Below are 14,826 nucleotides of genomic sequence, written 5' to 3' on the forward strand. Positions count from 1 at the left end.
AAAAGTATTTGTATCTCTATGTAGCCATGTTTGAGTGGTCATACAATCTACGTTGGATTGATTTTGACTTCCTGCGTCGTCTTCTTTTTCCTCCTTCCACCTATTTCCCTAGATGAGCGGAAACCGTTACTGCTGAATTAGTATTTGATGAAAAACGCGATCGCTATTTGTTAGTTCATGTTGGTTGGCAAGGCGCTCGGCGAATTTACGGCTGTCCTATGCAGATTGACATTATTGATAACAAAGTTTGGCTACAACATAACTGTACTGAAGTATTTGTCGATCAAGAACTCATTGCTAGAGGCATACCCGAAGACGACATGGTGCTAGGAATACAATCACCTCGTATCCGTGAATTAGTAGCTGTCAAAAAACAAAATGCAATAGTTGAGTCAATTCCTTTTAGAAATTAGATCAATTGGATAAGGAATCAATAAGCAACTACTTCTTCTTGCTAAACCAAAGCTCCAAATCAGCAATACTCTCAAAATCCAAAATCGCCTCCGCCAGACTCTCTAAACGCTAACTCTTGAGGTTGTACTTGAATGGAATTGACTTGCCAAATAGTTGCTGCAATTCTAAAAGTGAATTTTTTAAGTTGCATAGATATGCCCAATCGTAAACAAGCCTAAAAAGGATTATGATCAGCAAGCCTCGACTTACTGATCAAACGTTTTAAACCCAAGCCACCATGCTAAGTTCGACTAAAGAACTTCTAGAAACCGCCCGCCGCAACTCCTATGCGATCGGAGCCTTTAACATTTACAACTTAGAAGGCGTAAAAGCCGTAGTCAACGCCGCCGAAATTAGTCGCAGTCCCGCCATGCTGCAACTACACCCTAGCGCCCTCATCTATGGCAAACTTCCCCTAGTCAAATTGTGCATCGAAGCCGCCAAATTTGCCAAAGTACCAATCTCCATTCACCTCGATCACAGCACTTCCGCTGGCGATATTCGCTTGGCGCTAGATGCAGGCGTGCGGTCAATTATGGCGGATGGCTCACCTATGTCCTACAAAGAGAATTTAAAATTTACGAGAGACATGACCGCTCTTTCCCACAAATTCCATGCTGTTGTCGAAGCCGAAATTGGCAGAATTAGTGGAACTGAAGATGGACTGACGATCGCCGAAAAAGAAGCCAAAATGACCGATCCCATCCAAGCCTTGGAATTTGTGCAGCAAACCAAAGTTGATGCGATCGCCGTCACCATCGGAAACGTACATGGCGAATATAAAAGCCCACCCCGTCTTGATTTTGATCGTCTCGAAAAAATCCGTAACCTAGTTGACATTCCCTTAGTTCTGCATGGTGCATCGGGGTTACCTGCGGAAATGATCCAGAGATCGATTCAATTGGGAGTCTGCAAATTTAACGTGAATACAGAAGTCCGCCAAGCCTATATGCAAGCCCTGAAATTAGAAATCTGTGGCGATAGTCCCAAGGACTTGTTAGAGATCGCAGGTGAAGCGATCGCTGCCATGCAAGAAGTGATCACCGAAAAGCTCAGCCTCTTTGGTTCCGTAGGTAAAGCCCATTTACATGACACACCCTACGCCGCAATGTTATCTAGCCAAGCCTATCAATAAAAAAGTCATGAACAGTCAACCAGAAAACCAATTACAATTAGACAAATTTAAAAATATATTGCTCGAATCTCTTCAGATTCCAGTCAAAATTGCTTCTCAATCTATTAACAGTATTATCGTTTTACTGGTTATCAATCTTATTTCTGCGGCTTGGTTAGCTTTCTTTGTTTGGCATAAATTTAATGTAGGTATTGTTTGGACTCTAATCATTACTCTGATTATTTGTTTCCCTTCTTATACCCTCAAAAATCTATACTCAACCTTGAAAGAAGTGATCGGATTACCTGAAAAAATCGTCACTTTCTTTCAAACAGGTAAAGGTAAATTCGCAGAATTCTATGACGCTCATGACAGAGTACTAGCAAATTCTCAGGAGAAGCTAGGACAGGCGGCTGGCAAATCTTCCTTTGGTAAAAGTATCGGCTTCATATTTGCGATCGGTAAAAAATTGCGAGATTGGTTTCTGCTAGCCAAGCAATTAAGAGAGCTAAAGTCTCTGATGAGTGAATCTCAAGAACTTTTAGCTTTGACAGCCCAAGCGATGCTTTTAACCAATCCATTATTCCTATTTGGGGTGACGATCGCGACAGTGCTAGCTTTTGTATGGGCTTTTGTGGCTTTCGTGACTCTCATTATTTATTGTTTTGCAAGGTGATGTCGCCCAAGGCATTCATCCCATAGTGCTAGGATTTATACTAGATCTGCTACCTACAGCAATTGCAATACAAACTAACCATAAAGAAATTTTTGAAAGCGTTGTGAAACAACGCTTTCAAAAATTTCCTTGGTTTGGGTTTAAACGCAAAGCCCTGTAATATCTTCTCCAATACTTCGCCTAAACGCATACGTTATGACTGCAAACGCCCCGACTAAAACCAAGACACAATACGAAGCCGTCATTGGTTTAGAAACCCACTGCCAGTTGACCACAAACTCCAAAATCTTTTGTAACTGCTCAACCCAGTTTGGCTCCACCCCCAATACCAATGTTTGTCCTGTCTGTCTGGGAATGCCGGGGGTACTGCCCGTTCTTAACGAAAAAGTGTTGGAATATGCCGTCAAAGCTGGACTAGCCCTAAATTGCCAAATTGCGCCCCACAGTAAATTCGATCGCAAACAATATTTTTATCCCGATCTTCCCAAAAACTATCAAGTTTCCCAATACGACTTACCGATCGCTGAGCATGGCTGGCTCGAAATTCAATTAGAAGATGGCAGTACTAAGCGCATCGGCATTACCCGTCTGCATATGGAAGAGGATGCAGGTAAATTGGTGCATGGTGGTAGCGATCGCCTCTCAGGTTCTAGCCACTCCTTAGTAGACTATAACCGTACAGGTGTCCCCCTGTGCGAAATTGTATCCGAACCAGATATGCGATCGGGTGCAGAAGCCGCCGCCTATGCTCAAGAACTACGGCGGATTATGCGCTATCTGGGTGTTTGCGATGGCAACATGCAAGAAGGCTCGCTTCGTTGTGATGTAAATATCTCTGTGCGCCCAGTCGGTCAAGAGAAATTTGGCACAAAGGTAGAAATCAAAAACATGAACTCCTTTAATGCCATTCAAAGAGCGATCGATTTTGAAATTAATCGTCAAATAGAAGCTCTTGAAACTGGTAATGAAACCATTAAACAAGAAACTCGCCTTTGGGAAGAAAATTCTCAACGCACAATCAGTATGCGTTCTAAGGAAGGAGCCAGCGATTATCGCTATTTTCCTGAGCCTGATCTCATGGCGATCGAGGTTCCCACGACTACGTTAGCGCGATATCGTTCCGAGCTTCCCACCCTACCAGCGTCTCATCGTCAACGCTATCGAGAAGAGTTTGGACTAACTCCCTATGATGCAGCGCTAATTGCCGACGATCGCAGTATTGCCGAGTTCTTTGATGCGACGATCCTCACAGGTGCAGAACCCAAGCAAGTCTTTAACTGGGTGATGGGCGACATTACCGCCTATCTCAATGAGAACAAGCTCAAGATCGCCGATATTGCCCTTAAGCCTACGATATTAGGCGAAATGATCGGTCTAATTTCCGACGGTACAATCAGCAGCAAAATTGCGAAGGATATCTTACCTGAACTGATTGTCAAAGGTGGCTCAGTCAAAGATCTTGTGGCAGCTAAAGGCTTAACTGTCCTCGCTGGTGCAGAATTGGAGAAAATCATTGATGAGATTATTGCTGCTAATCCCAAGGAAGTAGAACAATACAAAGCTGGAAAAACTAAGCTATTAGGCTTCTTTGTCGGACAAACAATGAAGAAAACCCAAGGACGTGCCGAACCCCAATCAACCAATAAATTGATTGCTGATAAGTTAAGTGCCTCGGCGTAATTACAGCGCAAAGTGATGTCATTTAAACCAAGAGACTTTTTAAAATTGTGGTGAACCACAATTTTAAAAAGTCTCAGAAAATGTTGGGTGAGATGTGGCACACAGCGCCACATCTCATCTTTTTAGGTAATGATTCACTAGAAGGCAAGGTACTGTATTCTGGTATAGGTAAGTCTTGCAAAGTAGCCGTGATTAGGCTGCTCTGACTATTCTTGATAAGATATTCCAATATTTTTTGTTGAATTTTTTGCTATTTATTTTATTTAATCCCTTTAATCATGCTTAAACGCGCTGTTTCTATCTTACTTGTGGTCTTTTCTCTGTTTCTTACCAGTTGTGCTAGTACACCCACCAGTGGACTTGTGCCATTTGCAGATAGTAAAGATGGCTATAGATTTTTATATCCCAATGGCTGGACAGAAACTAAAGGTAATTCGGCGATCGATATTTTGTTTCACGACATTATTGAGCCTTCAGAAAATGTATCGGTTGCGATTAGTAAGCTCGAAACAGTGAAAACCCTTGAAGAGATTGGTGAGCCTGAGGCGATCGGTTTGCGGGTGCAGCAACGTGTCGTTGCGCCAGAAGGTTCTGGTCGTCAGGCAAAGTTGCTTAGTGCGACTCAGAAAGAATCGGGTGATCGCAACTATTACATTTTTGAGTATGCAGTTCAGCGCTTACAAGGCGAACCTCGCCATGATCTTGTAACTGTATCTACAAATCGTGGCAATCTTTATACCCTTAGTATTTCTAGTTCCGAAAGACGTTGGGACAAAGTCAAAGATTTGTTCGCTAGAGTTGCCAAATCTTTCACCATTGACGAATAGCAACACATATCTTTGTAAGCTTGGACAATATGCTTCAAATTCTCGTCATTGATGATGATCCTACGATCAGGATGACTCTTCAGAGGTTTCTCAAGAGTCAAGGCTATGATGTGATTGTTGCTAAGGATGGGCAAGAGGGTTTAGCTAAGGCGAGGGAAATGCATCCATCTTTAATCATTTGCGATTGGATGATGCCGATCATTGATGGTCTAGAGGTATGTCGTCAGGTAAAGAGCAACCCTGACTTAGCTAACATCTATCTAATTTTGCTAACAGCCCGTGACCAAGAAGGTGACTTGGTGCGCGGTTTAGACATGGGTGCAGATGACTTTTTAGGCAAGCCGCCCCGCATTAACGAGTTACGCGCAAGGGTAAGAGCAGGGCTAAGACTTTATCAAGCCACCGAAGAAATCCAAAGGCAAAAGAGATTAATCGAACAAGAGTTAGCTCAAGCTTCGCAATATGTGCGATCGCTTTTGCCTGCACCACTCGAAGGTGATGTGTCGATTCAGTCTAGTTTTTTGCCATCGACACAGCTTGGCGGTGATAGCTTCGACTATTTTTGGCTAGATAGTGACCATCTAGCCCTTTATTTACTAGATGTCTCAGGGCATGGAGTTGGCTCGGCCCTTTTATCAGTATCAGTTTTAAATCTGATGCGTACTCGTAGCTTAAGACGGAGTAGAACATCGCAAGACACAACTAATTTTTATAATCCTAGTGAAGTATTAAGTGATCTCAATAATACTTTTCAGATGGCTGTACATAATGAAATGTACTTTACGATCTGGTATGGCGTATATGATAAGCGCACCCACACATTAGTTTATGCTAGTGGTGGACATCCTCCTGCGGTACTAATTTCTAATCAAGAAATCCCTAAAATCAAGTTACTAAAAACTGCTGGATTACCCATTGGCATGATGCCTGATATTGACTATCAAGAGCAAGTTTGTGAGATTGATACTAGTAGCAGGTTATATCTATTTAGCGATGGGGTTTACGAGATTCCTCAAGAGAATGACAGTATTTGGGGATTTAATGCTTTGATTGATACATTTATCAGGATTCCCAGCGATCGCCATTCGCGCATTGAGCATATATTAACCTGCGTTAAAGCCGCAGCTAATAATCGTCCTTTTGAAGATGATTTATCGCTATTAGAAGTCGAGTTTCACATTTAAGAAAGTAGGTGGGCGCAAAGCGCCCACCTACTTTCTAACCCAATAGGAGAAAGGCGGTGCGAAGCGCCGCCTTTCTCCTATTGGGTTTTGATTACGTCCTAACACAATTGTCGGCTGCTATAGCTATAGCCATTCTTGTTAGGACATAAAACCCAAATAGTGTGAGGCGGCGCTTTGCGCCGCCTCACACTATTTGGGTTTTGATTTGTCCTGATACAGGTGGCTATAGCTATATTGCTATAAATATATTTAATTTAAGGTTGCATTAAATTCGTCAACGGTTGGATAGATTTTAAAAATCTTGGTCATGCTAGTAAGTTCAAATAGCATTTGAACTTGATCGTTAGCACCACAAATCACCATATCCCCATCACTGTTACGGATTGCCTTGAGAGCTGAGACTAATGCACCTAATCCAGAACTATCCATAAAAGTAATCTCTTGTAGATCAACTAATAAATATTTTGGAGGAGTTGGGACTGAGGCAATATCATTAACTTGGCGACGAAAATCAGCCGCAGTTGTGACATCCAACCTTCCTGAAGGCTGTATAACTTTTACTTGATTACTCATTGATTTTTTCTTGGCTTTAAAGATTTAGTTTGAGAATTGCAGAAATAATGATTAGCGATCAAGTCTTATACCAAAACACAGAATGCTACGCGGTTTTGTGTTTTTAAAACCCTTACTGGATTTGATTTTTAATTCACAAAATTGTTGTCAGGGTTCTGCAATTTAATAAACAACCCGATTTGTGATATCGCGGCGAAACTTCGCCATCATAAATCGGTTCCTTATTTTACGGCGAAGCCCTTACACTTTTGTGAATTGGTATTAAAGGGAAGTTTCTTCATAAGCATAAATCTTTATCGATTATTTTTGCTCTTATTTGGGCTTTAATGAAATCTTGGCAGTATTAAGCAATTTTTTAATTTTGAACTCTATAAATCTATGGCTGATTTACCCGATTTGCAAGCGATCCAAAACGTATTAAATCCTATTGTCGATCCTGATCGCCAAAAAAGCATTATCGAACTAAATATGGTGCGCGATATCGCCATTAAGTCCAATGGGGTGGTCAGTTTCACTTTGTTGCTGAACGATCCCAATAGTCCTAAACGCGATCCTTTAATCCAAGAATGTAAAGACGCGATTAAGGCGATCGCCTCTGTCACCGATGTTTGGGTCAAGGTAATTGCCGATAGCCCCGTTGTGGCAACACCTGTACCACCGACAAACGCTTTGCAAGGTATTGAGGGCGTAAAGTATGTCCTTGCGATTTCCAGTGGCAAAGGCGGTGTGGGTAAAACCTCAGTAGCAGTAAATGTTGCTGTGGCTCTGGCGGACATGGGCGCAAAGGTCGGCATTCTCGACGCAGATATCTACGGACCGAATGTACCTGTAATGCTGGGTATGGAGGCTGCTCAAGTCAAAGTAGTAAAAGCGGAAAATGGCGCAGATGTGGTGGAGCCAGCCTTTAACTATGGGGTGAAAATGATCTCAATGGCATTTTTGATTGCCAAGGATCAGCCTGTGGTTTGGCGTGGTCCCATGCTCAATGGTGTGATTCGTCAGTTTCTCTATCAGGCAAACTGGGGCGAACTTGATTATTTAATTGTGGATATGCCCCCTGGGACTGGAGACGCGCAGTTGACGCTCACGCAGTCAGTACCTCTCGCAGGAGCCGTAATCGTAACAACCCCACAGACTGTTTCACTCTTAGACTCGCGCAAAGGTTTAAAAATGTTTCAAAACATGGGTATTCCTGTCTTGGGCATTGTCGAGAATATGAGTTATTTCATCCCGCCCGATCTGCCCGATCGCCAATACGACATTTTTGGCTCTGGGGGCGGCAAAAAAACCTCCGATGAGCTAGGCGTGGATTTACTCGGTTGTGTACCGCTAGAAATTGGTCTGCGCGAAGGTGGCGATCGCGGTGTCCCAATTGTGTTAGGTCATCCTGAGTCTGCCTCGGCTAAAGCTTTAAGGGAGATTGCAAAAGCGATCGCAGCTAAAGTTCAAGCTAATTAAGATAAGTGGCGGCGCTTCGCGCCGCCACTTATCTTAATTAAAATTTGCGACCCCGTGGGGCGCAAGTTTTAATGTAAGAAATGGCGAAGCCCTGTAAATACCATAACTAAGCCAAGCTCATCAGCCGCCTTGATCGAATCGGCATCGCGCATACTTCCTCCTGGTTGGACGATCGCTACAATTCCTGCGGATGCAGCAGTGCGAACAGAGTCATCAAAGGGGAAGAAGCCGTCACTCGCGAGGAATGCTCCCTGCGCTTTGTCTCCTGCTTGCTCTAGTGCAATTTTGGCTGAGCCGATGCGGTTAGTTTGACCAGAACCAATGCCGATGGTAGTGCAGTCTTTGGTAATCGCGATCGCATTGGATTTGACATGACGACTAACTTTCCAAGCAAAAATTAGTTCCTGCAACTGCTCAGGAGTTGGTTGCTTTTGGGTAACCATTTTCCATGAATCAGGATTGACCGCTTCATCGTCGGATCTCTGGACTAACATTCCCCCAGCGATCGTCTTCACGGTTTCATGGGAACCATGCTTCAGATCAGATAGAACCAAAACTCGCAAATTTTGTTTTTTACCCAGAATCGCTGCGACACTGGGAACACAGGCAGGAGCAACCACACATTCTAAAAATGTCTTGTTCAAAAGATTAGCAGTTTCTTCATCAATCGGACGATTGAGGGCGACGATACCACCAAATGCAGAAGTAGCATCTGCTTCAAAGGCTTTTTGATAAGCTTCCGCAATGGTGGAGGCGATCGCTACTCCACAGGGGTTGTTATGCTTAATGATCACCGCACAGGGCAAATCGTCGCTAAATTCAGCGATGATACTGCGGGCTGCTTCGAGATCGAGTAAGTTATTGAAACTGAGTTCTTTGCCTTGCAGTTGTTGGGCGGCTGACCAGCCTTTGGGTGTTGCACCTACTTGATACCATGTCGCAGGTTGATGGGGGTTTTCGCCATAACGTAGGGGCTTAGGATTGTTGCATAGCAAAGTATAGGAAGAAGCGAGCTTATTGATTGGCTCCTGTTCTGCTTTCTGCTCATTTTCTAAATACTCAGCGATCGCTTTGTCGTAGGACTGTGTATGTTGAAAAGCAGCGATCGCCAGTTTCTTGCGAAACTCTAGGGTAGTTTCACCATTGTTGGCTTTTAACTCTGCTAGAAACTCTGCATATTGGCTAGGACTAGACAATACAGCAACGTGATTATAATTCTTTGCCGAGGCGCGAATCAGCGTTGGACCACCAATATCAATATTCTCGATCGCGTCTTCAAGGGTGACATTAGGCTTAGCGATCGTTTCCGTAAATGGATAGAGGTTAACCACCACAATCCGAATCGGTTGAATCTCGTTATCAGCTAAGTCTTGCTGATGTTCTGGTAGATCAAGTCTGGCTAGAATGCCCCCATGAATCCGTGGATGCAAGGTTTTCACTCGTCCACCTAAAATCTCAGGTGCGCCTGTATAGTCAGAAACCTTAGTAACTTCAAGCTCAGCCGCCTTGAGTGCCTTGGCAGTTCCACCACTACTGATTAGTTGGAAATTATAGGTGGTCGATAGTTCGCGGGCAAGGTCGAGTAGTCCTGTTTTGTCAGAAACACTCAAAAGGGCAAGGGGTTTCATACTATTTAGCTCCATATTCATTATGGGAGTTTGGCAAAGCTTTGCCTTGTCAACTTCCTAAGATATTTTATCGCATATTACAGCGCTTTGCGCCCAAATCCAAACCAAGGGAACTTTTGAAAGCGTTGCAAAGCAACGCTTTCAAAAGTTCCCTTATGGCTCGTTTGAATATCAAAGAGACGCGAAGCGTCTCTTTGATTAAGTAATCACGATCGCTGCTTGTTCTGGTGTCCATACTGGAAACTTCTGCATCACCAATTCAAATAGCTCACTAGTTTCATGCCATTTCAGCCATTGCTGCAAATGCAGATAAGAACTTGAGAGAAACCAATCTATATCTACATAGGCAAGCTGCCTCACAAAAGGGAAAATTGCAATATCAGCGAGGGTTTGCCGATCGCTAATCAAAAAACTATGAGTTGCATCAGATGGCGATCGCTTTTGCAATTGAAGTTCTAAAACCTTGAGAAACTCTTCCGCTTGTTGTCGATAATCTTCCTGCGAGCGTTCAGGGAATCGGTTTGGGTACTTATAGCGATCAAGGGCGCGTTTAAATTCATGGTCATTGGTATGGATAAGCTGTTGCGCGATCGCTACAGAATGTTCGGGTAAATCTTGCCAATTGAGAGGATCATGCTGTTGCAGCGCCCAATTCATAATATCGAGACTTTCCTCCAAAACTATAAAATCTTGTCCGCTAAATATTTGCATCACAGGTGTTGTTCCCTTGGGCGAAATATCGAGCATTTCTCTAGGTTTATTCTTTAAAGAGACTTCTCTCAGTTCATAGCTGACATCTGCATAAGCAAGAGCCATTCTTGCGCGAATTGCATAAGGACAACGCCTGAAAGAATAAAGAAGGGGAAGATGCATAACCTACCGAAGAAATAAGATTAGCCTATATTATTATTTATAGGACTGACGCAAAAGAACGAAATGTAGGGGTAATTCATGAATTGCCCCTACGTTGAAATGCTGGTTTCAAGTCGTTTTTGCGTAAGTCTTAATTTACTCTGCATCGCTTTAGCAATCCTACTGTTCTTTTCGACTCAAACCAAACCACAGGCTTTTTGAAAGTGTTGCAAGGCAACACTTTCAAAAAGCCTGTATGGTTCGCGAGAAACTGTGATTTGTAATACCTTTGTCTAATAGGTGATCGCCTTAAATACAGTAGTAAAAAGCCATAAAATATCTAAATATAACTGCATTAATTCATGGGAATAATCACTAATAGAGTTTCTTCTATAGTCTCTGGCAAGAATCTATGGGTCGCAGCATTAGGAGCAATACTTACTGGAGCCTGTAATAGTACGCCAACTACTCCAGCATCAACCTCTCCAGCCTCAACCACAGGTGCAACCACAGCTTCTCCAGAAGCAAAAGAATTTAAAGCAGCAATGATTTTAGTGGGTCCACAAAATGATTCTGGTTGGAACCAAGGTCATTACGAAGCCTCAAAATATGTAATGGAGAAGCAATCAGGTATTCAATTTGACTATGTAGATAAGGTCAATCCAGGCGATCGCCCTAACGTCAAAGCTTCACAAGTAGCTGATGATCTGATTGCCAAAGGTGCTAAATTAGTCATTTTTAATTCCGATGACTTTAAGGATGATGCCCTAGAAACAGCGAAGAAGCATCCTAATGTCTCAATCATTCATGCCAGTGGTGACTATGCATGGAAAGAAGGAAAGAATTTTAAAAATCAGCCAAACATTAGTAATGTCATGCCTCAAATCGAGTATGGGCGCATGATTTCGGGATGTGCGGCGGCGCTCAATTCGGAGACAGGCAAAATCGGTTTTGTGGGGCCATTAATTAATGATGAAACCCGTAGACTCGTTTCGGCAAGTTATTTGGGTGCTAGGTATTGCTGGCAAACCTACCGCAAAAAGAATCCTGAAGATTTGAAGTTTAAGGTGGTCTGGATTGGCTTCTGGTTCAATATTCCTGGGCAGACTCTCGATCCCACTAAAGTCTCTGATGACTTTTATAACAGTGGCTTTGATGTGGTGATGAGTGGCATTGACACACCTGAAGTCGCAGTACAAGGCAAGAAAGCGGCTGAAGCTGGCAAGAAAGTCAAATATCTGCATTATGGACTCAAAACTGGTTGCAATGTTGCTCCAGAAATTTGTATTGGTGTTCCCTATTACAACTGGGGGCCCGCTTATCTTGATCAAACTAAAAAAGCTAAGGAAGGTAAATTTACAGGAGAATTTATTGCTGCTGCGCCTAATTGGAAGGATTTAAATAATCCTGATACTTCCGCAGTAGGATTTGAGAAGGGCAAAGCCTTGACTCCAGAAAGCGATAAGTTCTTGACGGAATTTATTAACGGCTTAGGCGATCGCAGTATCAATCTTTTTAAAGGACCTCTGAACTATCAGGATGGCACTCCTTTTCTTAAGGAAGGCGAAACGGCAACTCCTCAGCAGATTTGGTACTTTACCAGCTTGTTGCAAGGTATTGAAGGCGCAAGTAAATAAATAAATGATCCCCCTCAATCCCCCTTGTAAAGGTGGAAGAATATCTTCTCCCCCCTTTACAAGGGGGGCTGGGGGGGATCTAAACTCTAAAACGCAGATAGAAAGGGGTTATTGGCAAGACCTCGATACCATGAGATAAAAATGAAAGTTGAACTTAGCCATATTTATAAATCATTTGGTAATGTCAAGGCAAATCAAGATATCTCAATGACAGTTGAGGCGGGAAGCGTCTATGGGATCTTGGGCGAAAATGGGGCAGGGAAAAGTACTTTATCTAAAGTTCTCAGTGGCTTTATCACTAAGGATGCTGGCAAGATTTTGTTGGATGGAACTGAAGTTGACATTAAAACTCCTGCCGATGCCATCTGTGCAGGGATTGGCATGTTACATCAAGATCCCTTAGATTTTCCTTCTCTATCTGTTTTAGATAATTTCATGGCAGGGAGAAGCACTTTAAGCAAAAAGATCGGTAGAAAGAGGGTTAACAATAATAATCGTCATGATCTCATTAAAGAACTTCGGCAACTGTCGGCTACTTTTGGCTTTGGTTTACATCCTAGCGATCGCCTATCGAATCTCACTGTAGGAGAGCGCCAACAGCTAGAGATATTGCGGCTTTTGTCCCTTGGTGTCAAGACATTAATTTTAGACGAACCAACCACGGGTATTTCTGCTTCCCAAAAAAAGGCTCTATTTACAGCGGTCAAACAATTGGCATCCGAGGGGAAATCAATTATTTTTGTGTCGCATAAATTAGAAGATGTGGAAGAACTGTGCGATCGCCTGATGGTAATGCGTCAAGGTTCGGTGATTGGGGAAGCGGAAGTGAAGGGACGCGATTCCGCCGAGTTGGCGGCTTCCTTGGTGGAAATGATGTTTGGACATGAGCTAGCCATACCTGCCAAACATGCAACGAGCATAGAGCCGACTGCCCCTGCTTTGGTAATTCAGGATTTACAAATTGATGGCGATCGCTTGAGTTTACAGATTGACAAATTAACTGTGCAGTCTGGTGAGATTATTGGATTAGCAGGGTTAGAAGGCAATGGACAACAGTTATTGCTGCTTGCCTGTGCGGGCTTACTCAAGCCAAAAGCTGGCAAAATTTGCCTCAATGATTTGGATATGACCAATCGCGCCTATCGTAATTTCTTGAAGGCAGGAATTGGCTATTTGCCAGCCGATCGCTTGCAAGATGGTTTGATTCGGGGTCTATCAATCCATGAGCATTTTATGTTGCGCCAATCTAATGCGAAATCTAATCCAAAATCTAAGGCTGGATTTTTGATCAATTGGAGTGATACTCGCAAATATACACATCAGGCGATCGAGACTTTTAATATTCGTGGTAAACCATCGACTAGGGTGGAGAAATTATCGGGAGGTAATCAACAACGCACCCAAATATCACTCTTGCCAGATCAATTGAGTTTACTATTAATGGAACAGCCAACTAGAGGGCTAGACATCGAATCGACTCTCTGGATTTGGAAACAGATGATGGAGCGCTGCGAACAAGGCATGAGTATTTTGTTTATCTCTTCTGATCTTGATGAGATTTTGCAATATAGCGATCGCATTCTCGTATTTTGCGGCGGTAAAGTTTCTCAACCAATCGATGCTAAAACCTTAACAGTTGATAAACTCGGTCAAGCGATCGGAGGGAAGTTTGATTAGTATTGTGAATAATTTGCAGATTCTCAAGAAATTACCCAAGGTCGTCTATTTTCGGATTGGGGCTTTTGTGGTTGCGCTCTTATTTATCGCTGGGGTGATCTTGCTATCTAGTGGCTCACCCTTTCAAGTAGCAGTAGGAATGTGGAATGGAGCTTTTGGTAGCAGCGATCGCTTTGCGAGAGTTATTTCCACCCTCTGCCCTCTATTACTTGCCGCCTGTGGATTGATTTTTACCTTCACCGCAGGTTTGTATAACCTAGGGATCGAAGGTCAAATTACGGCGGGGGCGATCGCTTCTACATTCCTGTTAAGGCTAATTCCTGAAGGGTTTTCACCTGCGATCGCCATTACCTTAGCAATATTATCTGGAATTATCGGTGGCGGTATATGGGGCTTACTGACGGGAATGTTGAATATCTATGGCAAGGTCAGCGAGATTTTTGCAGGTTTAGGTATGAACTTCACGGCTCAAGGATTAGCTTTATATCTAGTCTTTGGTCCTTGGAAGCGATCGGGAGTTGCCTCAATGAGTGGCACAGAGCCATTTAGTGATGCTTTTTCTCTACCAACTGTTGGCAATACTGACTTTAGTCCGATCGCCTTAGCGATCGCCATAATCGCTCTGATTGTAACCGCTGTGATGATTAAGGCGACTTACTTTGGTTTGAAGCTCAAGGCCGTGGGTAATAATCTACGCGCCGCCTATGTGTTGGGCATTCCTGCGATCGCCCAAATGATGAGCAGTTTCGTGATCTGTGGCGCTTTAGCAGGTATCGCTGGATCTTTGCAAGTGGTGGCAGTGTTTCATCGCCTTATCCCCAATATTTCCAGTAATTTAGGATTTTTAGCACTGCTAGTAGTCATGCTGATTAATTACAATCCCTTCTTGATTTTGCCGATCGCTTTTCTATTTAGTTCTCTCAATGTTGGTAGTTTGGAATTACCGCTATCCCTCAGTTTAGATTCTTCACTCTCTGGGATTATTCAGGGCGCATTGCTTTTGTTTGCCATTCTTGGCGAAGGTTTGGCTAAGTTATCCAAAGAATAGAGTAGGTGTGAAGCACCTA

The 14,826-nt window shown here is 43.1% G+C and carries 12 protein-coding genes and 2 pseudogenes; 10 read left to right on the forward strand and 4 right to left on the reverse strand.

The window, feature by feature from the left end; all coding sequences use genetic code 11:
* Window positions 1-134: 134 nt before the first annotated feature.
* A pseudogene (locus B9G53_RS15180) lies at window positions 135-413 on the forward strand (element excision factor XisI family protein); the annotation flags it as partial.
* Between the two features lie 28 nt (window positions 414-441).
* On the opposite strand, the pseudogene B9G53_RS29090 reads toward B9G53_RS15180, so the two are convergent.
* Window positions 442-516: pseudogene (locus tag B9G53_RS29090) on the reverse strand (DUF4351 domain-containing protein); the annotation flags it as partial.
* Window positions 517-691: 175 nt separating this feature from the next.
* Here B9G53_RS29090 and B9G53_RS15185 point away from each other — a divergent pair.
* From B9G53_RS15185 to B9G53_RS15205, 5 genes are all read left to right on the forward strand, one after another.
* Entirely contained in the window at window positions 692-1,588 is an 897-nt protein-coding gene (locus B9G53_RS15185; RefSeq protein WP_094533749.1) for a class II fructose-bisphosphate aldolase, read from the forward strand.
* Window positions 1,589-1,595: 7 nt separating this feature from the next.
* Window positions 1,596-2,243, forward strand: coding sequence for a hypothetical protein (locus B9G53_RS15190; RefSeq protein ID WP_094533751.1), 648 nt, complete (start codon window positions 1,596-1,598; stop codon window positions 2,241-2,243).
* 195 nt (window positions 2,244-2,438) lie between these two features.
* Window positions 2,439-3,923 (forward strand): Asp-tRNA(Asn)/Glu-tRNA(Gln) amidotransferase subunit GatB, encoded by a 1,485-nt coding sequence (gene gatB / locus B9G53_RS15195; protein ID WP_094533753.1) that lies wholly within the window; start codon window positions 2,439-2,441, stop codon window positions 3,921-3,923.
* Window positions 3,924-4,201: 278 nt separating this feature from the next.
* Window positions 4,202-4,750, forward strand: coding sequence for a photosystem II reaction center PsbP (gene psbP, locus B9G53_RS15200; protein WP_094533755.1), 549 nt, complete (start codon window positions 4,202-4,204; stop codon window positions 4,748-4,750).
* A 29-nt stretch (window positions 4,751-4,779) separates the two neighbouring features.
* A complete protein-coding gene (locus B9G53_RS15205; protein WP_094533757.1) occupies window positions 4,780-5,934 on the forward strand; it encodes a PP2C family protein-serine/threonine phosphatase in 1,155 nt (384 codons plus the stop codon).
* Window positions 5,935-6,183: 249 nt separating this feature from the next.
* On the opposite strand, the gene B9G53_RS15210 is transcribed toward B9G53_RS15205, so the two are convergent.
* Window positions 6,184-6,507, reverse strand: coding sequence for an STAS domain-containing protein (locus B9G53_RS15210; RefSeq protein WP_094533759.1), 324 nt, complete (start codon window positions 6,505-6,507; stop codon window positions 6,184-6,186).
* Between the two features lie 378 nt (window positions 6,508-6,885).
* Between B9G53_RS15210 and B9G53_RS15215 the strand changes: the two genes are divergently transcribed.
* Window positions 6,886-7,965: an Mrp/NBP35 family ATP-binding protein gene (locus B9G53_RS15215; RefSeq protein WP_094533761.1), complete on the forward strand. Its 1,080-nt coding sequence runs from the start codon at window positions 6,886-6,888 to the stop codon at window positions 7,963-7,965.
* Window positions 7,966-8,033: 68 nt separating this feature from the next.
* On the opposite strand, the gene purH is transcribed toward B9G53_RS15215, so the two are convergent.
* Window positions 8,034-9,593: a bifunctional phosphoribosylaminoimidazolecarboxamide formyltransferase/IMP cyclohydrolase gene (gene purH, locus B9G53_RS15220; RefSeq protein WP_094533763.1), complete on the reverse strand. Its 1,560-nt coding sequence runs from the start codon at window positions 9,591-9,593 to the stop codon at window positions 8,034-8,036.
* Between the two features lie 198 nt (window positions 9,594-9,791).
* Complete coding sequence (locus tag B9G53_RS15225; RefSeq protein WP_094533765.1) at window positions 9,792-10,466, reverse strand: glutathione S-transferase; 675 nt, start codon at window positions 10,464-10,466, stop codon at window positions 9,792-9,794.
* Between the two features lie 341 nt (window positions 10,467-10,807).
* Here B9G53_RS15225 and B9G53_RS15230 point away from each other — a divergent pair, with 341 nt between their 5' ends.
* The 3 genes from B9G53_RS15230 to B9G53_RS15240 all read left to right on the forward strand — a co-directional run bounded on the left by B9G53_RS15230 (window position 10,808) and on the right by B9G53_RS15240 (window position 14,807).
* A complete protein-coding gene (locus B9G53_RS15230; RefSeq protein ID WP_094533767.1) occupies window positions 10,808-12,082 on the forward strand; it encodes a BMP family protein in 1,275 nt (424 codons plus the stop codon).
* 141 nt (window positions 12,083-12,223) lie between these two features.
* Window positions 12,224-13,759 carry an ABC transporter ATP-binding protein gene (locus tag B9G53_RS15235; protein ID WP_094533769.1) on the forward strand — a complete coding sequence of 512 codons (1,536 nt, stop codon included), beginning with the start codon at window positions 12,224-12,226 and terminating at the stop codon, window positions 13,757-13,759.
* Window positions 13,752-14,807 carry an ABC transporter permease gene (locus B9G53_RS15240; protein WP_254923670.1) on the forward strand — a complete coding sequence of 352 codons (1,056 nt, stop codon included), beginning with the start codon at window positions 13,752-13,754 and terminating at the stop codon, window positions 14,805-14,807. The genes B9G53_RS15235 and B9G53_RS15240 overlap by 8 nt, the downstream gene beginning before the upstream one ends.
* Window positions 14,808-14,826: the final 19 nt, after the last annotated feature.

The sequence above is a fragment of the Pseudanabaena sp. SR411 genome (genome assembly GCF_002251945.1).
In the GTDB taxonomy this organism is placed as follows: Bacteria; Cyanobacteriota; Cyanobacteriia; order Pseudanabaenales; family Pseudanabaenaceae; genus Pseudanabaena.